The following is a 17,589-nucleotide window of genomic DNA, read 5'->3' as shown; positions in this document are numbered from 1 at the left end:
CCAGGCGCTGATTCTGGACCATTGTGGGAGCTGGCTTGCCTGCGATAACGCCCGTTCAGCAACAGATTCAGTGACTGATACGCCGCTATCGCGGGCAAGCCCGCTCCTCCCGCCCTGATCGGTTTACAGCCAGCCGCTGCTCTGCATGGCCTTGTACACCGCAATAATCGCCAGCACGAAGAACGCCGTAGCCGCCAAGCGACGAATCAAGGTCAGCGGCAGCTTCTCCGCGGCAAAATTCCCCGCCAGCACCACCGGAACGTTGGCAATCAACATGCCCAGGGTGGTACCGATAATCACCAGCCAAAGTTCCGGGTATTGCGCCGCCAGCATCACCGTGGCGATCTGGGTCTTGTCACCGATTTCGGCGAGGAAGAATGCAATCAAGGTGGTCAGGAAGGGCCCGAACTTACGGGTGGTACTGGCTTCGTCATCATCGAGTTTGTCCGGCACCAGAGTCCACAGCGCCGTGGCGCAGAAGCTCGCGGCGAGGATCCAGTGCAGCACCGCATCCGAGAAGAAACTCCCGAACCAGGCGCCCACGGCACCGGCCGCCGCATGGTTGGCCAGGGTCGCGGCGACGATACCGGCGATGATCGGCCAGGGCTTGCGAAAGCGCGCAGCAAGGATGAGTGCGAGCAGTTGCGTCTTGTCGCCGATTTCGGCCAAGGCAACGATTGCGGTAGGAACGAGTAGTGAATCCAGCATCAGGTAGTTTCCAGGGGCGGGTCGACACGGCTATGACACGTACAGCCTTCCCGCCCCGGGTAAGGTGTGCGTGTCATAGGTCTTGTCAAACCCCGGTCCGTCTGTGCGGACTCCTGGGTCGCATACGCCATGGTCTGCTGACCAAGTATGTTGACGTATGCCGGACGAGCATGGCGCTCGTGGGAGACTACTCCCCTAGGACGCTGCGGATTCTGCCTAGGCAAAACCCATTCGGCAAGCGTTCTTTTTCAAACCTCCGTCAGGGACGCTTGGCGCGGTAAATGCGAAAACCATTGCCTTCGGCCTTGATTGCGCAGATGCCCAAATGCTCTTCGATCAGTGGCTGGTACTTCAGGAAACTATTGGCGACCAGGCGAAGTTCGCCACCTTTTGCCAGGTGTTTCGCCGCTTTTCGCAGCAGGTTCTCCGTGGCGAAATAATCGGTGTGCACGCCGACATGGAACGGCGGATTGCTCAAAATCGCATTCAAACCCATGGGCGCGGCGTCGATACCGTCACCGGTCAACACATCAGCTTCCAGGCCGTTCGCTGCCAGCGTCAGGCGACTGCTGGCGGCGGCGAAGGCATCCACATCCAGCATCGTCACGGTGTTATGCGGGTAGCGGCGTTTGACCGCAGCTCCCAACACCCCGGCGCCGCAACCGAAATCGAGCAGGTTGCCGCTGGGCAGCTTGTCCAAGTGCTCCAGCAACAACTCGGTGCCGCGGTCCAGGCGACCATGGCTGAACACCCCTGGCAAGCTCACCACCTTCAGCGGGCCTTCGGCCAGCGGTACGTCGAAGACCTGTGCCAGACTCTCAAGCTCCACGGCGTGCGGCGCGTTGGCGACGGTGACCTGCCACAGCTGGCAATGCCGTGCACTATCGAGCTTGCGCGGTTTGCCGAACGGAACCATCTGTTTGGCGGCGCTTTCGATACCCCCCTTTTTCTCGCCCACCAGAAACAGCTCAGCGCCAGGCAGGCGCGCGGCCACGGCGTTGAGCAGGTAGTCGGTGAGGTCTTTGGACTTGGGCAGGAAAATCACCGCCGCATCAAAGGCGCGCTCTGGCACCGTCACGCCAAACTGGCTGCGCTCTGCGAAGCGCGCATCGAGCGCCGCTTGGTCACCGGCATGCCAGCACCAGCCGTGGGCATTGGGCAGGCGCCCAAGCAAATCGTCGGCAGGCAAACCTACGAGCAGCAGGTTGCCTTGAAAAAGTTCGGCCTGGCGAAGCAGTACTTCACTGCGCGGATCCATAGTCTGCTCCTTGAAAAGGGGCGCAGTTTATCAACTGACGACGCGCAGCGGGGCGCCGTTGAAAAAGCCCTGGGCGTTTTCCGTGAGCTGGCCGACGATGCGCTGCCGCGCTTCGCGACTGCCCCAGGCGTTGTGGGGCGTGACGATCAAGCGTGGAATGTTTCCCGCCAGCAGCGGATTACCAGTGACTGGCGGCTCGACACTCAACACGTCAGTCGCGGCGCCGCCAAGATGACCACTGCGCAGCGCGTCGGCCAGGGCCTGTTCATTGATCAAGCCACCGCGTGCGGTGTTGACGATAAACGCGCCGGGCTTGAGCAGCGCCAGTTCACGGGCGCCGATAAAGTCGCGGGTGTGTTCATTGAGTGGGCAATGCAGGGTCAGCGCATCGACCTGGGTCAGCAATTCGTCCAGCGGCACACGGTCGGCGCGGGCAGGGCGCCCAGGTATCGCGCCGAGCACCACGCGCATGCCGAACGCTTCAGCCAGGCGTGCCACGGCACTGCCCAATTCACCGTGGCCGAGCAGGCCGAGGGTTTTGCCTTCCAGTTCGACGATCGGATGGTCCAGCAGGCAAAACTGTTTGGCCTGCTGCCATTTGCCAGCGGCCACATCCTGTTGATAGTCCTTCAAGCGCGTGGCGAGGTTGAGCAGCAGCATGATCGTATGTTGTGCCACCGACGGCGTGCCATAGCCCTGGCAGTTGCTCACGGTGATGCCGTGGGCGCGGGCCGCTTCAAGGTCGATATTGTTGGTGCCAGTGGCCGACACCAGGATCAGTTTGAGCTCGGGGCAGGCGGCCAGGGTTTGCGCCGTGAGCGGGATTTTATTGCTGATGGCGACTTGGGCGCCCTGCAAGCGCTCCAGAACATTTTCTGGCGTGGTCTGTTCAAACAACTGAAGCTGGCTGAAGCAGTCATGCAAACCGCTGAGGTCGAGGTCGCCCAAGTCCAGGGAAGGGTGGTCGAGGAAGACGGCGCGGCGATTGTTCATGATCAACTGTACCTTTTGCGACGAGGTTCGAAGGCGTAATCTGCCGAGCCTATCAGATGAAATAATCAGTTACTTAATGGAGTGAGCATGTACGTCGCCGAGTTTTTGACCGTAGCCTTGATTCACTTGTTGGCAGTGGCGAGCCCCGGCCCGGATTTCGCCGTGGTGGTGCGTGAAAGCGTGACCCACGGCCGCCGTGCCGGAACCTGGACGGCCTTGGGTGTCGGTTCGGCGATTTTCCTGCATGTGGGTTACTCGTTGCTGGGTATCGGCTTGATCGTGTCCCAGTCTATTGTGCTGTTCAATGCGTTGAAGTGGGCCGCAGCCGCGTACCTGCTGTACATCGGCTTCAAGGCCCTGCGCGCTCAGCCGGCCAAGCCTGCAGCCGAGGGCGAGTTGCACCGTGAAGCGGGCGAGCGCACCCCACGCGGCGCGTTTACCGCAGGCTTTGTGACCAATGGCTTGAACCCCAAGGCCACGCTGTTCTTCCTGTCGCTGTTCACCGTGGTGATCAACCCCCACACGCCGCTGGCGGTACAGGCTGGTTACGGTGTGTACCTGGCGGTGGCCACGGCCCTGTGGTTTTGCCTGGTGGCCATGTTGTTCAGCCAGCAGCGCGTGCGCGCCGGGTTTGCAAAGATGGGTCATTGGTTTGATCGGACCATGGGCGCGGTGTTGATTGCCATCGGGGTGAAGCTGGCCTTTACCAGCATGAAATAATCACTTTTCTCAAGTCAGCACAGTCCAAATGTGGGAGCGGGCTTGCTCGCGAATGCGGTGGTTCAGTCAAAGATATACTGGCTGACACTCCGCATTCGCGAGCAAGCCCGCTCCCACATTGGGTCTCATTAGGTCCTCGGTAATGGCGTAACGCTAGCATTTGCTGGTGCCTGCAAATCATTCCTTTGGCTGATTTGGTTGAAACATAAGCGCTCTACAGTGCAGGTCTTCAAGCCAAGACCGTGCAGTCATTAAAGGGATTCTTATGTTGCAGACCCGTGTTATCCCGCCCGCCGAAGGTGCGTACCAGTACCCGCTGTTGATCAAGCGCCTGTTGATGTCCGGGACTCGCTACGAGAAGACCCGGGAAATTATCTACCGCGACAAGCTGCGCTACAGCTACCCGACGTTGATCGAGCGCGTTGCGCGCCTGGCCAATGTGCTGACCGAAGCCGGGGTCAAGGCTGGTGATACTGTGGCGGTGATGGACTGGGACAGCCACCGTTACCTGGAGTGCATGTTCGCCATCCCGATGATCGGCGCGGTGATTCACACCATCAACGTGCGCCTGTCGCCAGAACAGATTCTGTACACCATGAACCACGCCGAAGACCGCTTTGTGCTGGTCAACAGTGAGTTCGTGGGGCTCTACCAGGCCATTGCCGGGCAGCTCACCACCGTCGACAAGACCTTGTTGATTACCGATGGTGACACCCTCACCGCCGAGCTACCCAACCTGGTGGGTGAGTATGAAACCCTGCTGGCCGCCGCCAGCCCCAGCTATGACTTCGAGGATTTTGACGAAAACTCGGTCGCCACCACGTTCTACACCACCGGCACCACCGGTAACCCCAAAGGTGTGTACTTCACCCATCGGCAACTGGTGCTGCACACCATTGGCGTGGCGACCATCATGGGCAGCGTCGACAGCGTGCGGCTGCTGGGCACCAACGACGTGTACATGCCGATCACGCCGATGTTCCACGTACACGCCTGGGGCTTGCCGTATGTGGCGACCATGCTCGGGCTCAAGCAGGTGTACCCCGGCCGCTACGACCCGGAATACCTGGTGGAGCTGTGGCGCAAGGAGAAGGTGACGTTCTCCCACTGTGTGCCGACCATTCTGCAAATGGTGCTCAACGCCAAGGCTGCGCAGAACGTGGATTTCGGCGGTTGGAAAATCGTCATCGGCGGCAGCGCCCTCAACCGTTCGCTGTATGAAGCTGCCAAGGCTCGTGGCATTCAGCTGACCGCTGCGTATGGCATGTCCGAGACCGGGCCGCTGGTGTCCTGCGCTCACCTCAATGATGAGCTGATGGCCGGCAGCGAAGATGAGCGCACCACCTACCGCATCAAGGCCGGTGTGCCGGGCCCGTTGGTCGAGGCGGCAATCATGGACACCGACGGTCGTTTCCTACCCGCCGATGGCGAAACCCAGGGCGAACTGGTCCTGCGCGCGCCGTGGCTGACCGAGGGTTACTACAACGAGCCGCACAAGGGCGCCGAGCTATGGGCCGGTGGCTGGCTGCACACCGGTGATGTGGCCACGCTGGATGCCTTCGGTGTGATTGATATCCGCGACCGCATCAAGGATGTGATCAAGACCGGCGGCGAATGGATCTCTTCCCTGGCACTCGAAGATCTGGTCAGCCGCCACCCGGCGGTACGGGAAGTGGCGGTGGTGGGCATTGCCGACCCGCAATGGGGCGAGCGGCCCTTCGCCTTGTTGGTGGTGCGTGAAGGGCATGTGATCGATGCGCGAGAGCTCAAGGAACACCTCAAGCCTTTTGTCGAGCTGGGCCATTTGAGCAAGTGGGCGATCCCGAGCCAGATCGCCGTTGTTACTGAAATTCCCAAGACCAGTGTCGGCAAACTCGACAAGAAACGTATCCGTGTCGACATCATCGAATGGCAGGCCAACAACAGCACGTTCCTGTCCACGCTCTAAACCTTCTCGCCGCGCCCGTTCGGGCGCGGCAATGCTCTATATCAAGCCTTTACTTGTGATTTGCCGAATTTCAGCCATCCTTCCCGCGTCGACCTTCGTCGGCGTGGCGAAAGGGTTGTGGCAGACAGGTTGGTGATGCAAATCACACTTTAGAGGGATCAAGCACTACCCCCCTCTGGCTATAGTCCCTTTCAGAGTTTTTCGCGGATGTTGCGCTTCGAGCCATGGAGGCTCGGTGGCGATGCGGCATTGGAATCGTTGTATCCCGGCCGTTACATCTGAAGAAAGGGCTCACTGCCATAACAATAAAATATGCACATGGAGTAGCGTCGATGACCTCAGTAAACCAGTTCTGGCGCCGGGCAAGACTGCCCCTGGCCGTCAGCCTCGCTTCTACGCTCGCCGGGCCGGCATTCGGCGTCAGTTTCAACATTGGTGAAATCGAAGGGAGCTTTGACTCGTCGCTTTCCGTGGGGGCGAGCTGGTCCACGGCCAAACCCAATCGTGACCTGATCGGTGCCAACAACGGCGGCAAGGGCCTGTCCCAGACCTCCGATGACGGGCACTTGAACTTCAAGCGCGGCGAGACGTTCTCGAAGATCTTCAAGGGCATCCACGACCTGGAACTGAAGTACGGCGACACCGGTGTGTTTGTGCGGGGCAAGTACTGGTACGACTTTGAACTCAAGGACGAAAGCCGTCCGTTCAAGGACATCAGCGACAACAACCGCAAGGAAGGCGCCAAGTCTTCGGGCGGGCAGATTCTCGACGCATTCGTCTACCACAACTACTCGATTGCCGATGCGCCGGGTTCCGTGCGTTTTGGTAAGCAGGTGGTGAGCTGGGGCGAAAGTACCTTCATCGGCGGCGGCATCAACTCCATTAACCCGATCGACGTGTCGGCGTTTCGCCGTCCGGGGGCCGAGATCAAGGAAGGCTTGATCCCGGTGAACATGTTCTACGTGTCCCAGTCGCTCACCGACAACCTGTCGGCCGAGGCGTTTTACCAGCTGGAGTGGGACCAGACCGTGACCGATAACTGCGGCACGTTCTTCTCGCAGCCGGACGTGATCTCCGATGGTTGCAGCAATAACCTGCGGGTACTGAACAAGCGTTCGACCATTCCTGCCGCCGCCCTGCCGACCCTGGGTGCCTTGGGGGTGGACGTGAACAGCGAAGGCGTGCTGGTGCGCCGTGGGCCGGACCGTGATGCCCGCGACAGCGGCCAGTTTGGCGTGGCCATGCGCTACAACTTCGAACCGCTGGATACCGAATTCGGCGCCTACTTCATGAACTACCACAGCCGTGCGCCGATCTTCAGCGCGCAGGGCGCGCCATCGGCGGCCTACACGCGTCCGCTGGGGCCACTGGGGGCCTTGCGACCGTTGATCGTGGCGGGTAGCTCGAACTACTTCGTCGAGTACCCGGAAGATATTCGCCTCTACGGCCTGAGTTTCTCCACCACCTTGCCTACCGGCACCGCCTGGAGCGGTGAGTTGAGCTACCGTCCGAATGCGCCGGTGCAGTTGAGCACCACTGACATTCTGTTCGCCGGTGTCACGCCGATCCCCGGCTTTGGCAATGCGTCCGTGCTCAAGGGCACGCCGGGCCAGGACCTGCACGGCTACAACCGCAAGGAGGTCACCCAGTTCCAGACCACCTTCACGCACTTCTTCGACCAGGTCATGGGCGCCAGCCGCCTCACCACCGTCGGTGAAATCGGCGTGACCCACGTGGGTGGCCTGGAAAGCAAATCCCAGGCTCGTTACGGCCGCGACCCGGTGTTCGGCCCAGGCACGCTGCCAGGTGGGTTCTGCAACGCCCTCAACAACTCCACCGCCAACGGCGCCGGCTTGCCCAACGCTGCTGGCCTGAACACCAACTGCAACAACGACGGCTATACCACCGCAACGTCCTGGGGCTACCGCGCCCGTGCCATCTGGGAATACCCGGACGTGTTCGCCGGCGTGAACCTCAAACCCAACGTGGCCTGGTCCCATGACGTCAAAGGTTACTCGCCAGGCCCTGGCGGCAACTTTGAAGAAGGTCGCAAGGCGGTCAGCCTGGGCCTGGATGCCGAATACCAGAACACCTATACCGCGAGCCTGGCGTACACCAACTTCTTTGGTGGCAAGTTCAGCACCGTGGATGACCGCGACTTTGTCGCCTTGAGCTTCGGCGCCAACTTCTAAGCACACTCTTTTCAAGTGGCATGTATTCAGGAAGACCAGAGCATGAAAATAACAAAAAGTCTGTTGCACGTGGGTGTGCTTGGGCTGTCGATCCTGGCGAGTAACGTCATGGCGGCAGTCTCGGCAGATGAAGCCGCCAAGCTCGGCACGACCCTGACCCCGATGGGCGCCGAGATGGCCGGTAACGCGGCCGGCACCATTCCAAAATGGTCGCCATTGCCGACCAATGCCGGTGCGGTCGACGCCCGTGGTTTCCTCGCCAACCCGTATGCCAGCGAGCAACCGCAGTTCACCATCACCGCGCAGAACGTCGAGCAGTACAAAGACAAGCTGGCCCCCGGGCAATACGCGATGTTCAAGCGTTACCCGGACAGCTTCAAGATGCCGGTGTACCCGACCCATCGCGGCGCCACCGTGCCGGCCGAGGTGTTTGCCTCGATCAAGAAAAACGCCACCACCACCAACCTGGTGTCCGGCGGCAACGGTCTGGAAAACTTCGAAACCGCCGTCCCGTTCCCGATTCCCAAGAGCGGCGTTGAAGTGATCTGGAACCACATTACCCGTTACCGCGGCGGCAGCGTGACCCGCCTGGTTACCCAGGCCACCCCGCAAACCAACGGTTCCTACAGCCTGGTGTACTTCCGCGACCAGTTCGTGTTCCGTGACAAGATGAAGGATTTCGATCCGAAAAACCCAGGCAACGTGCTGTTCTACTTCAAGCAGCAAGTGACTGCGCCAGCGCGCCTGGCCGGTGGTGTGCTGCTGGTGCACGAAACCCTGGACCAGGTCAAAGAACCGCGTTCGGCCTGGGTCTACAACGCCGGGCAGCGCCGTGTGCGTCGGGCGCCGCAAGTGTCCTATGACGGGCCGGGTACTGCCGCCGATGGCCTGCGCACCTCCGACAACCTCGACATGTACAACGGTGCGCCGGACCGCTACGACTGGAAGCTGGAAGGCAAGAAAGAAATCTACATTGCCTCCAACAGCTACAAGATCGACGATCCCAAGCTCAAGTACGCCGATATCATCAAGGCTGGCCACATCAACCAGGACCTGGCTCGCTACGAGCTGCGCCGTGTCTGGCACGTGGTCGCCACCTTGAAGGAAGGCCAGCGCCACATCTACGCCAAGCGTGACTTCTACATCGACGAAGACACCTGGCAGGCAGCGGTGATCGACCACTACGACGGTCGTGGCCAACTGTGGCGCGTCGCCGAGGCCCATGGTGAGAACTACTACGACAAGCAAGTGCCGTGGTACGCCCTGGAAACCCTCTACGACCTGCAGTCCGGCCGCTACCTAGCCCTGGGCATGAAGAACGAAGAGAAGCAGGCCTATGACTTCGGCTTCACCGCCAGCACCAGCGACTTCACCCCTGCGGCCCTGCGCCAGGACGGTGTTCGCTAACCTCTGCTGATGCTCTCTGAATGATCGCTCCCACGCTCTGCGTGGGAGTGCTTCCTGTGACGCTCTGCGTCACGCCTCAAAAGTCGACGCGCAGCGTCGAAGTCTGCATTCCCACGCAGAGCGTGGGAACGATCATTCCTGGATGGGCGCGTTTTTTTTTGTGCTTCGCGAGCAAGCTCGCTCCTGCTTCTTGCTTGGCGGCTGGAAGGGATATTTCTTGTCGCAGTTCTTTTTCAGCCATTTGTTGCAAAGATCTACAATCCCGCCGCTTTTACCGCTAGTCTGCGGACATCTGCAATGCCGACAACAGCCTTCTACAAGAGCCCGGCGATGACTGATCTGTCCCGAACCCATGGGCCTGCCAGTGTGGTGATGCCGCCGCTGGAAGGCCGCTTCTACCGGCCCCCGCTGCCTGACGGCTACGTGCTGCGCCCGCGCCTGTGCGAACGGCTGAATGCGGGCCTTGATGGGCGACTGTTGCTGGTCAGCGCGCCCGCGGGGTTCGGCAAGAGTTCGTTGGCGGTGGAGTTCTGCCAGGGCTTGCCAGCCCAGTGGCAAAGCCTGTGGTTGGGCCTGAGCCCTCGTGACAGCGACCCCGGCCGTTTCCTGGAGCGGCTGCTCGACGGCTTGCAACAGTATTTCCCGCAACTCGGCGCCCAATCCCTGGGGTTGCTGAAAATGCGCCAGCGTCACCAACCCTTTGCCTTCGAAGAATGGCTCGATGGCCTGCTCGACGAACTGGCCGTGCACCTGTCTGCACGTTCGCCGTTATTGCTGGTGCTGGATGACTATCACTTGGCCCAAGGCCCGGTGCTGGATCGCTGCCTGCAGTTTTTTCTCAATCATTTGCCTGATGGCCTGGTGGTGCTGGTCACCAGCCGGCAGCGTCCGGACTGGCACCTGGCACGCCTGCGTCTGTCGCGACACCTGTTGGAACTGCATGAGCAAGACCTGCGCCTGACCCATGACGAATCCCTGGCGGTGCTGGATGGACACGGCAATGCATTGCGCGGTGAGGCGTTGGAAAACCTGATCCGTCGTAGCGAGGGCTGGGTCGCCGGCCTGCGCTTCTGGTTGTTGGCGGCCTCCGAAGCCGGCAGTGAGGGCGCCTTGCCGCAAAGCCTGCACGGTGGCGAAGGGCTGATTCGCGATTACCTGCTCGAAGAAGTCATCGACTGCCTGCCCGCAGAAGTGCAAGCGTTCCTGTATGACACCGCACCTCAGGAGCGTTTTTGCAGCGAATTATGCGACGCCGTCCGCGAGGCCCATGACAGCGCAGAAATCCTGCGCTATTTGCAGGCTCATCAAGTGTTCCTGGTGCCGTTGGATGAGCAAGGGCACTGGTACCGTTATCACCATTTGTTCTCCGACCTGCTGCGTACCCGCCGCGAGAAAAGCGCCACCTTGCCGCCGGCCAGCCTGCACTTGCGCGCCTGTCGCTGGTTTAACACCCAGGGCTTGATCGACGAGGCGGTGGAGCAGGCGCTGCGGGCCGGGCATCTGGATGTGGCGGCGAATCTGGTGCAGAACCTGTCCGAAGAGCAACTGCTGGCAGAGCAGAACATCGGCATGCTGCTGCGCTGGAAGATGGACTTGCCCGACAGCCTGCTGATCAGCACGCCGCGTTTGATCGTGCTGTACAGCTGGGCGCTGGGGCTCGCATGCCAATTGGATGCAGCGCAGGAGCTGTCCAGCTACCTCAGCCGCTTCCTGCCGGCGCCATCGGCCACCGCGCAAAAATCCATGTTGGCCCAATGGTTGGCGCTGAGCGGGATTATTGCCCGTGGGCGCGGAGACCGTGAGCTGACCCAGCGCTATTGCAACGAAGCGTTGGAAAGCTTGCCGCCAAAGCGTTACGGCCAGCGCCTGATGTGCCTCTCGACCCTGTCCAACCTGGCGATCGTCGATGCCGACCTGTGGCGCGCTCGTGGTCTGAACCGCGAATCGTTGGAGCTGGCGCAGCGCGTCGGTAACCCCTTGTTTGAAGCCTTGGCCCATTACGACCGGGCGCGGGTGCTGCAGGCGCGGGGGGAGATCCTGCGTTCCCTGGATGAAGCCCGCCAGGGCCTTGAGCGCCTGCATGGGCTGGCGCCCCAGCGCCTGTATGCCGTGCGCGCACGCCTGTCGCTGTACGAGGGGTACCTGCTGCTGGTGCGTTACCAGCCCGAAGCCGGCCTGGCGCGTTTGCGCGCCGGCCTGGCCGAGGCCCGTGCCTGCCGCGATATCAGCGTGCTGATCGGGCACTGCGTCATCGCCAGCTTCGAAGGGCGGCGTGGGGAGTTTGCCCATGCTTTTGCCGAACTGGCCGAGGCCGAGCGCTTGATGCACATCTGGGATGTGCCGCCGATCTATTACCTGGCGATGATCACCCTGATCAAATGCGAGTTGTGGCTGGCCCAGGGGCGCACTGACCTGGCCGACGCCTGGCTGGCCCGCCTGGGGCAGACCTACAACGGCGAGCACGCTGCGGCCGCCCCCGAGTTTCATCCGCACTTGCCGCAACATATCGAGCTGCAACAAGCCGCGCTCGATGCCACGCGCCATCAGCCCGACAGCGCGCTGCAACGCCTGGAAGCGCTGGCCCAGCAGGCTCATGACAGTGGGCGCCAGATGATTGCCCTGATGGCGCTGGTCCAGCAGGTGCAGTTACTTCTGGATAATGGCCAGGAAGCCAAGGCCAGGCCGGTGTTCGCCCGTGCCCTGGAAGCCGGTTCGGGTGGTGCGTTGCAGCCGTTTCAACGGTTGTTGGAGGGTTACCCGCAGTGGATGCGCGAGCAGTTGGGCAAGGATTCCCATGGGCTGCTCAATCAGAGCTTGCTGGCGTTGCTGCCCCAAGTCAGCGCAGTTGAAGCCGCACCTCAACAGGAAACCCTCAGCACCCGAGAGCTGGCGGTGCTGCAACTGATTGCCCAAGGCTGTTCAAACCAGGAAATCAGCAACCAGTTGTTCATCTCTCTGCACACGGTGAAGACCCACGCCAGCCACATCAACAGCAAGCTCGGCGTGGAGCGTCGTACCCAGGCAGTAGCGCGGGCCAAGGCCATGGGCTTGTTGGCCTGAGCCCTGGGTTTATGGCGTGGTCGGGCAGCCTTTGAGTGAGGTGTCGACGGTCTGATTGATCAGCGCCGCGAAACGCTTGAGGTTGTTCTGATGCGCCACCACCAACTCGTCGATGCTCGGCCCGGCAGGTGATTGCAAGGTGGTGCGGCAGGTCAAGGCCGGGCGATCGCCATTGACTTGCCTCAGGCGCCAGCGCACATCGAGCAATGCGTACTGCCCCGGTACCGAGTCAAACCGCTGCACGTCTACGCGTAAAGCCACGGCTTGCCGGGCATTGCTGTTGGCCAATTGATCGACCAAGGCGCTCCTCAGTTCATCGGCGAGGGTGGCGGCCCACCACTGGGTTTCAAGAATCGCCAGGCCGCTGTCGCCCTGGCGGATCACTATCTGCGCGCGGTCGACCTGAGGCGGCACGCTGATGCTCTCAATGCGCACACCGCCGGCCTCTGCTCGCGTACTCGGGCTCAAGTGCGCCGGGGTCAGGGTATGAAAAGCGATGGGTTCACTGCGACAGGCACCGAGCAGCAGCAGGGCGCTCAGTAACGTGATCTTCAACGGCAATGTCATGGCGGCTCCAATGGTCATTTGCGGGGTGGCCCTTGCAGGTCCGTCGGTGCGGCGTTATCGGGGCGGCCGCGAATCAGCGACTCCGGATGCCGGCCCAGATAATCCGAAAGCTCGCGCAGGGAACGCGACATGCGCCCCAACTCGTCGAGGGTCTGGGTCAGTTGTTCACGCTGCGGCGAGTCTTCGGCCAGGGTTGAACTGGCCGATTGCAGGGTCTTGCTCACGTCGGCCAAGGTCGTTTGCACACCCGGCAGCGTCTTGGCGTTGAATTGCGCAAGGCCCTTGCGCAGTTCGACCAGGCTGGCGTCGAGGTTGCCGGCAATACGCTCGACAGGCAGTTGGCTGATCTTGTTGACGATGCCTTCGAACTTCTCTTGCAGCTGTTCCAGGTTGCCCGGGATGGTGGGGATGCCCACGGGGCGCTGGTTCGGGTCGAACGCGACTTTTTCCGCCTTGGGGTAGAAGTCCAGGGCGATGTAGAGCTGGCCGGTCAGCAAGTTACCGCTGCGAGCCTGGGCGCGCAGGCCGTTTTCGATGAAGGTCCCGATCAGGCGTACGCCGGCTGCCTCATCGTCAGGGTTATTGTTCATGGCCTTGAGCAGCTTGGTGTGGGCCTCGCCGAGCAGTTGCGGGTAGATCACGATGCCGACATTGACCGGGAAGGTGCGTTTCTTCGCATCGAAATCCAGGTTGATCGATACAACCCTGCCGAACTCGACGCCGAGGAACTCCACCGGTGCGTCGACTTTCAGCCCGCGCAGGGCCTGATCGAAGCGCAGGACCATGTATTGCCCCTTGCCGTTGGGCGGGGCGAGGGCGCTTTGCTGGTCTTCGAACAATTCAAAGCTGCGACTTTCTTCGGCCGGTTTGTCATTGGGGTTGTAGGGCGGCGCCTGGAAGGCGATCCCGCCCATCAACATGGACGACAAGGATTCGGTTTTCAGCGCGAAACCGTTGGCGCCGACGCTCAAGTCGACGCCGCTGGCATTCCAGAACCGCGTGTTCTCGGTGATGTACACATCATTGGGCGCATGCACGAAGATTTCGACATTCACGCCTTTGCCCTCGTTGTCCAGCTCATAGGCCACTACCTGGCCCACCGGGATCTTCCGGTAATAGACTGGCGAGCCGATATCCAGGGAGCCCAGGGCCTGGGTGTGTAGGGTGAAGCGCTTGCCCGGCTCGCCGTAGGTGATGGGCGGCGGGTTTTCCAAGCCGGTGAAGTGCTTGGCGCGGGTCTCGGATTGACCGATGTCCGCGCCGATGTAGTCGCCGGACAACAACGTGTCGATGCCCGACACGCCGCCTGCGCCGATGCGCGGGCGCACCACCCAGAATTTCGAATCTTCGCGGGTGAAGCTTTCGGCCTGTTTGACCAGCTCGACGGTGGCATTGACGCTTTTCTGGTCATCACTCAGAGCTACGGCGGTTACTTGGCCGATCACCACGTTGCGGTATTTGACCTCGGTTTTGTTGGCAACCAGCCCGCTGCCGGTCTTGAAGTTGAGGACGATGGTCGGCCCTTGTTGCATGACGCTGTGAATCACCAGCGAGATCCCCACCAGTACGGCGACAATCGGCACGATCCAGACCAGCGAGACACTGAAACGACGCGTCTTGATCACGGGTTGCCCCGCAGGGGTGTCAGCCTTGGATGAGCTCATCCGAGGTCTCCTCGTTATGTGGGTTTTCCCAGATTAGCCGGGGATCAAAGCTCATGGCCGCGAGCATCGTAAACACGACCACCAGGCCAAAAAACAGAATGCCCAGGCGCGGTTCTATCGTGCCCAGGGCTTGAAACTTCACCAGTGCGGCCACCAGGGCGACCACGATGACATCGAGCATCGACCAATAGCCGATCAGTTCGATAAACCGAAACAGCTTCGAACGCTCCTTGCGCGCCCACTGGCTATTGCGCTGCACAGTGACCAGCAGCAGCCCCAGCGACAGGAACTTGATGCCCGGCACGGCAATGCTGGCGATGAAAATGATCAGCGCAATGTCCCAGGCGCCATGTTGCCAGAACTCCAGCACGCCGCTCATGATGGTGCTGTCTGCGCCCGAGCCGAGCATGGTGGTGTTCATCACTGGCAATAAATTGGCCGGGACATAAAAGGCGAGGGCGGTGAGCATGTAGGCCCAGGTTCGGGTCAGGGACTGCACCTTGCGCCGATGCAGCGCGGCGCCACAGCGGTCGCACTCGGTGGGCTCAAGGCGCATGTCGCAGGGCTGGCCGCAGGTGTGGCACAGGCACAGGTTCAGCTCGCGGGCGGTGGGCGGTGAATTCATACGGTGTCCCACAGGTCGCGCACATCGCGCCCGGCAATGCGGATCAGCAACAGGCTCAGGGCGGCCAAGGCGAACAGGCCGGTGCCTGGGATCACATCCAGCATGCCGGCCAGCTTGAACACCGCGACCATCGCGCCCAATAGGCACACCTCCAGCATGCTCCAGGGCCGGAGTGCTTCGAGCCAGCGCATGCACAGCTTGAACGCCGGCGAGCGCCTGCCGGCCAAGGCGAAACTCAGCACCCAGATCAGCAATAGCAGCTGAAACACCGGCGCGATAATGATGGAAATCGCCGCTACCAAGGCAATGAACGTGATCGGCCCCAGGCTCAGTGCAACCACTGAGTCCCAGAGGGTGGCGCTGTTTTTCAAGCCCTGCAGGCTGATGCTCATCACCGGATAAAAGTTGGCGAAGGTCCACAGCACTGCGGCAGTCACCGTCAGGGCGAGGCGTTGCTGCACCGACAAGCCGTTATAGCGCTGCAGTACGCCCGAGCAACGTACGCATAGGGCTTTTTGATGTTTGGCGAGCGTGACTTTCTCGTACACGCAGTCGCAGTGCTCGCAGATGATCTGTTGATTCGCCATGGGTGTTGCTCCAAATGCGACTGACTGCAGCGGGGGATTTCAATGGCGCGTGTGTAGCTTAGCAGCGGATAGACCGCGCAATCGACTCCTTCCAGAGCAGGGGCAAGCTACACCATACTGCACTTGGAACGCGCCAGAGAGCTTGCAGGACACCCATGACTATTGAAAAACAACCGTTGATTCGCGAAACCTTCCCCGTCGGCCCGTTGCAGTGCAACTGCACCATCATTGGTGACCCGGTCACAAAAAAAGCCATCGTCGTCGACCCCGGCGGCAATCACGAGTTGATTCTGGCGCGCCTTGATGCGCTGGGCCTGAAGGTGGTGAGCATTATCCACACCCATGCTCACCTTGATCATTTCCTGGCTTCCGGCCAATTGAAGGAAAAGACCGGTGCTACGTTGCACCTGCATAAGGATGATCAATTTCTGTGGGACAACCTGGAAATGCAATGCCAGATGTTTCGCGTGCCCTACGTCCCGGTGCCGTCTCCGGATCGCTGGCTGGAGCATGACGAAGAACTGGCCTGCGGCTGCGGCGTGGCCTTGCACACCCCAGGGCATACACCGGGCTCGATGAGTTTCTGGTTTGCCGACGCCAAGCTGTTGATCGCCGGCGATACCTTGTTTCGTCGCGGGGTAGGGCGTACGGATTTATGGGGCGGCGACCAGGCGACGATTGTGCGGTCGATCAAGCAGCGCCTGTATACGCTGGACGAAGGCGCGACGGTGGTCACTGGGCATGGTCCGGATACGTTGCTGGGCGATGAGATGCGGGAGAATCCTTTCGTGCGTGCGTGATGGGTTGTCGGCTCTGATACAAGCCGGTACAGACACACAGGCACAGGCCCGAGCCAAAGACAGCTATGCTTTACGCACCCCTGCACGGAATTTTTGCCGTTTGTCGCGTTCCAAACTCGGCACAGGTCCATTGCCAATGTCCTCTGCATCACAGAATGCAAAAGTAGGAGCTTCCTTCATGTTCACTCCGCGTCGTCTGCTTGTTGTCGCTACCGCCGTAGCCCTGTTGTCTGGCTGCGCTTCACCTAACCCTTATGACGGCAGCCAGGGACAGGCCAGCAATGGTTCCGAAAGCGGCATGAGCAAAACCGCCAAGTACGGCGGCCTCGGTGCGCTGGCTGGCGCATTGGCCGGTGCAGCCATCGACCATAACAACCGTGGCAAGGGCGCGCTGATTGGCGCAGTCGTTGCGGGTGCCGGTGCGGCGGGCTACGGCTACTACGCCGACCAGCAGGAGAAAAAACTGCGCGAAAGCATGGCCAATACCGGGGTTGAGGTGCAGCGCCAGGGCGACCAGATCAAGCTGATCATGCCGGGTAACATTACCTTCGCCACCAACTCGGACGCGATCTCCAGCAGCTTCTATCAGCCGCTGAACAACCTAGCCAACTCCCTCAAGCAGTTCAACCAGAACACCATCCAGATCGTTGGCTACACCGACAGCACCGGTAGCCGTCAACTGAACATGGACCTGTCCCAGCGCCGTGCGCAGAGCGTGGCCAACTACCTGACCTCCCAAGGTGTCAACGGTGCCAACCTGAGCGCACGCGGGGCCGGCCCGGATAACCCGATTGCCAGCAACGGCGATGTGAACGGCCGCGCCCAGAATCGTCGCGTCGAAGTCAACCTCGGCCCGATCCCTGGCCAGCAATACGGCCAGCCTGGCCAGCAGCAGGCGCCACAGCAGAACAACCAGTTCCAGGGCAACCCGTACCAGCAATACCAGTAAACGCTGGGCATTAAAAAGGGCGCCGTGCAGTCAATGCACGGCGCCCTTTTTTTGATCGTTCCCACGCTCTGCGTTGATCGTTCCCACGCTCTGCGTGGGAATGCCCGCTCG

At 61.0% G+C, this 17,589-nt stretch carries 15 protein-coding genes and 1 riboswitch; of the genes, 7 read left to right on the top strand and 8 right to left on the bottom strand.

Annotated elements, in window-relative coordinates; all coding sequences use genetic code 11:
- Positions 1-123: 123 nt before the first annotated feature.
- The 3 genes from AC4PS6_RS27110 to AC4PS6_RS27100 all read right to left on the bottom strand — a co-directional run bounded on the left by AC4PS6_RS27110 (position 124) and on the right by AC4PS6_RS27100 (position 2,962).
- Positions 124-708 (bottom strand): TMEM165/GDT1 family protein, encoded by a 585-nt coding sequence (locus AC4PS6_RS27110; RefSeq protein WP_014716954.1) that lies wholly within the window; start codon positions 706-708, stop codon positions 124-126.
- Positions 709-795: 87 nt separating this feature from the next.
- Positions 796-917, bottom strand: a riboswitch (yybP-ykoY riboswitch).
- A 50-nt stretch (positions 918-967) separates the two neighbouring features.
- Positions 968-1,966, bottom strand: a complete 999-nt coding sequence (locus tag AC4PS6_RS27105) for a methyltransferase (protein ID WP_014716955.1) — start codon at positions 1,964-1,966, stop codon at positions 968-970.
- Between the two features lie 30 nt (positions 1,967-1,996).
- Positions 1,997-2,962, bottom strand: a complete 966-nt coding sequence (locus AC4PS6_RS27100; RefSeq protein WP_058409900.1) for a 2-hydroxyacid dehydrogenase — start codon at positions 2,960-2,962, stop codon at positions 1,997-1,999.
- A gap of 84 nt (positions 2,963-3,046) precedes the next feature.
- Here AC4PS6_RS27100 and AC4PS6_RS27095 point away from each other — a divergent pair, with 84 nt between their 5' ends.
- From AC4PS6_RS27095 to AC4PS6_RS27080, 4 genes are all read left to right on the top strand, one after another.
- Positions 3,047-3,679: a LysE family translocator gene (locus AC4PS6_RS27095; RefSeq protein WP_014716957.1), complete on the top strand. Its 633-nt coding sequence runs from the start codon at positions 3,047-3,049 to the stop codon at positions 3,677-3,679.
- A 265-nt stretch (positions 3,680-3,944) separates the two neighbouring features.
- Positions 3,945-5,627 (top strand): fatty acid--CoA ligase, encoded by a 1,683-nt coding sequence (locus AC4PS6_RS27090; protein WP_492181065.1) that lies wholly within the window; start codon positions 3,945-3,947, stop codon positions 5,625-5,627.
- A gap of 332 nt (positions 5,628-5,959) precedes the next feature.
- Positions 5,960-7,819, top strand: a complete 1,860-nt coding sequence (locus AC4PS6_RS27085; RefSeq protein ID WP_003188640.1) for a DUF1302 domain-containing protein — start codon at positions 5,960-5,962, stop codon at positions 7,817-7,819.
- 42 nt (positions 7,820-7,861) lie between these two features.
- On the top strand, positions 7,862-9,226 hold the full coding sequence (locus AC4PS6_RS27080; protein WP_014716959.1) for a DUF1329 domain-containing protein: 1,365 nt from the start codon (positions 7,862-7,864) through the stop codon (positions 9,224-9,226).
- 76 nt (positions 9,227-9,302) lie between these two features.
- Here the strand turns inward: AC4PS6_RS27080 and AC4PS6_RS27075 are convergent, their stop codons facing one another.
- The gene (locus tag AC4PS6_RS27075) at positions 9,303-9,467 is read right to left on the bottom strand and encodes a hypothetical protein (protein ID WP_153649474.1); all 165 of its coding nucleotides are present in this window, start codon (positions 9,465-9,467) and stop codon (positions 9,303-9,305) included.
- An 89-nt stretch (positions 9,468-9,556) separates the two neighbouring features.
- On the opposite strand from AC4PS6_RS27075, the gene AC4PS6_RS27070 reads away from it, so the two are divergent.
- Positions 9,557-12,286 (top strand): winged helix-turn-helix domain-containing protein, encoded by a 2,730-nt coding sequence (locus tag AC4PS6_RS27070; protein ID WP_014716960.1) that lies wholly within the window; start codon positions 9,557-9,559, stop codon positions 12,284-12,286.
- Positions 12,287-12,295: 9 nt separating this feature from the next.
- Here the strand turns inward: AC4PS6_RS27070 and AC4PS6_RS27065 are convergent, their stop codons facing one another.
- From AC4PS6_RS27065 to AC4PS6_RS27050, 4 genes are read right to left on the bottom strand one after another with little or no spacing between them, the layout of a single operon-like run.
- The gene (locus tag AC4PS6_RS27065; RefSeq protein ID WP_019816952.1) at positions 12,296-12,853 is read right to left on the bottom strand and encodes a PqiC family protein; all 558 of its coding nucleotides are present in this window, start codon (positions 12,851-12,853) and stop codon (positions 12,296-12,298) included.
- Between the two features lie 14 nt (positions 12,854-12,867).
- Positions 12,868-14,517: a PqiB family protein gene (locus AC4PS6_RS27060; RefSeq protein WP_014716962.1), complete on the bottom strand. Its 1,650-nt coding sequence runs from the start codon at positions 14,515-14,517 to the stop codon at positions 12,868-12,870.
- Entirely contained in the window at positions 14,498-15,142 is a 645-nt protein-coding gene (locus AC4PS6_RS27055; protein ID WP_014716963.1) for a paraquat-inducible protein A, read from the bottom strand. The genes AC4PS6_RS27060 and AC4PS6_RS27055 overlap by 20 nt, the downstream gene beginning before the upstream one ends.
- The gene (locus tag AC4PS6_RS27050) at positions 15,139-15,729 is read right to left on the bottom strand and encodes a paraquat-inducible protein A (RefSeq protein WP_014716964.1); all 591 of its coding nucleotides are present in this window, start codon (positions 15,727-15,729) and stop codon (positions 15,139-15,141) included. The genes AC4PS6_RS27055 and AC4PS6_RS27050 overlap by 4 nt, the downstream gene beginning before the upstream one ends.
- A 155-nt stretch (positions 15,730-15,884) precedes the next feature.
- Between AC4PS6_RS27050 and AC4PS6_RS27045 the strand changes: the two genes are divergently transcribed.
- Together AC4PS6_RS27045 and AC4PS6_RS27040 are read left to right on the top strand one after the other, a co-directional pair.
- On the top strand, positions 15,885-16,529 hold the full coding sequence (locus AC4PS6_RS27045; protein ID WP_014716965.1) for an MBL fold metallo-hydrolase: 645 nt from the start codon (positions 15,885-15,887) through the stop codon (positions 16,527-16,529).
- 178 nt (positions 16,530-16,707) lie between these two features.
- Entirely contained in the window at positions 16,708-17,478 is a 771-nt protein-coding gene (locus tag AC4PS6_RS27040; RefSeq protein WP_020301258.1) for a YiaD family glycine zipper/OmpA-like lipoprotein, read from the top strand.
- The last annotated feature ends 111 nt before the right edge of the window (positions 17,479-17,589 follow it).

This window comes from Pseudomonas sp. DW-iso17 (assembly GCF_058725345.1).
Note: the sequence above shows the minus strand (reverse complement) of the source record. Positions and strands in the feature narration are given on the sequence as shown.

Bases quoted from the DNA above. Each gene is read 5' to 3' on its own strand.
- AC4PS6_RS27060 (WP_014716962.1), bottom strand. From the start codon at position 14,517: ATGAGCTCATCCAAGGCTGACACCCCTGCGGGGCAACCCGTGATCAAG.
- AC4PS6_RS27105 (WP_014716955.1), bottom strand. From the start codon at position 1,966: ATGGATCCGCGCAGTGAAGTACTGCTTCGCCAGGCCGAACTTTTTCAA.
- AC4PS6_RS27055 (WP_014716963.1), bottom strand. From the start codon at position 15,142: ATGAATTCACCGCCCACCGCCCGCGAGCTGAACCTGTGCCTGTGCCAC.
- AC4PS6_RS27040 (WP_020301258.1), top strand. From the start codon at position 16,708: ATGTTCACTCCGCGTCGTCTGCTTGTTGTCGCTACCGCCGTAGCCCTG.
- AC4PS6_RS27050 (WP_014716964.1), bottom strand. From the start codon at position 15,729: ATGGCGAATCAACAGATCATCTGCGAGCACTGCGACTGCGTGTACGAG.
- AC4PS6_RS27095 (WP_014716957.1), top strand. From the start codon at position 3,047: ATGTACGTCGCCGAGTTTTTGACCGTAGCCTTGATTCACTTGTTGGCA.
- AC4PS6_RS27070 (WP_014716960.1), top strand. From the start codon at position 9,557: ATGACTGATCTGTCCCGAACCCATGGGCCTGCCAGTGTGGTGATGCCG.
- AC4PS6_RS27080 (WP_014716959.1), top strand. From the start codon at position 7,862: ATGAAAATAACAAAAAGTCTGTTGCACGTGGGTGTGCTTGGGCTGTCG.
- AC4PS6_RS27085 (WP_003188640.1), top strand. From the start codon at position 5,960: ATGACCTCAGTAAACCAGTTCTGGCGCCGGGCAAGACTGCCCCTGGCC.
- AC4PS6_RS27045 (WP_014716965.1), top strand. From the start codon at position 15,885: ATGACTATTGAAAAACAACCGTTGATTCGCGAAACCTTCCCCGTCGGC.
- AC4PS6_RS27075 (WP_153649474.1), bottom strand. From the start codon at position 9,467: ATGGCTGAAAAAGAACTGCGACAAGAAATATCCCTTCCAGCCGCCAAG.
- AC4PS6_RS27110 (WP_014716954.1), bottom strand. From the start codon at position 708: ATGCTGGATTCACTACTCGTTCCTACCGCAATCGTTGCCTTGGCCGAA.
- AC4PS6_RS27065 (WP_019816952.1), bottom strand. From the start codon at position 12,853: ATGACATTGCCGTTGAAGATCACGTTACTGAGCGCCCTGCTGCTGCTC.
- AC4PS6_RS27090 (WP_492181065.1), top strand. From the start codon at position 3,945: ATGTTGCAGACCCGTGTTATCCCGCCCGCCGAAGGTGCGTACCAGTAC.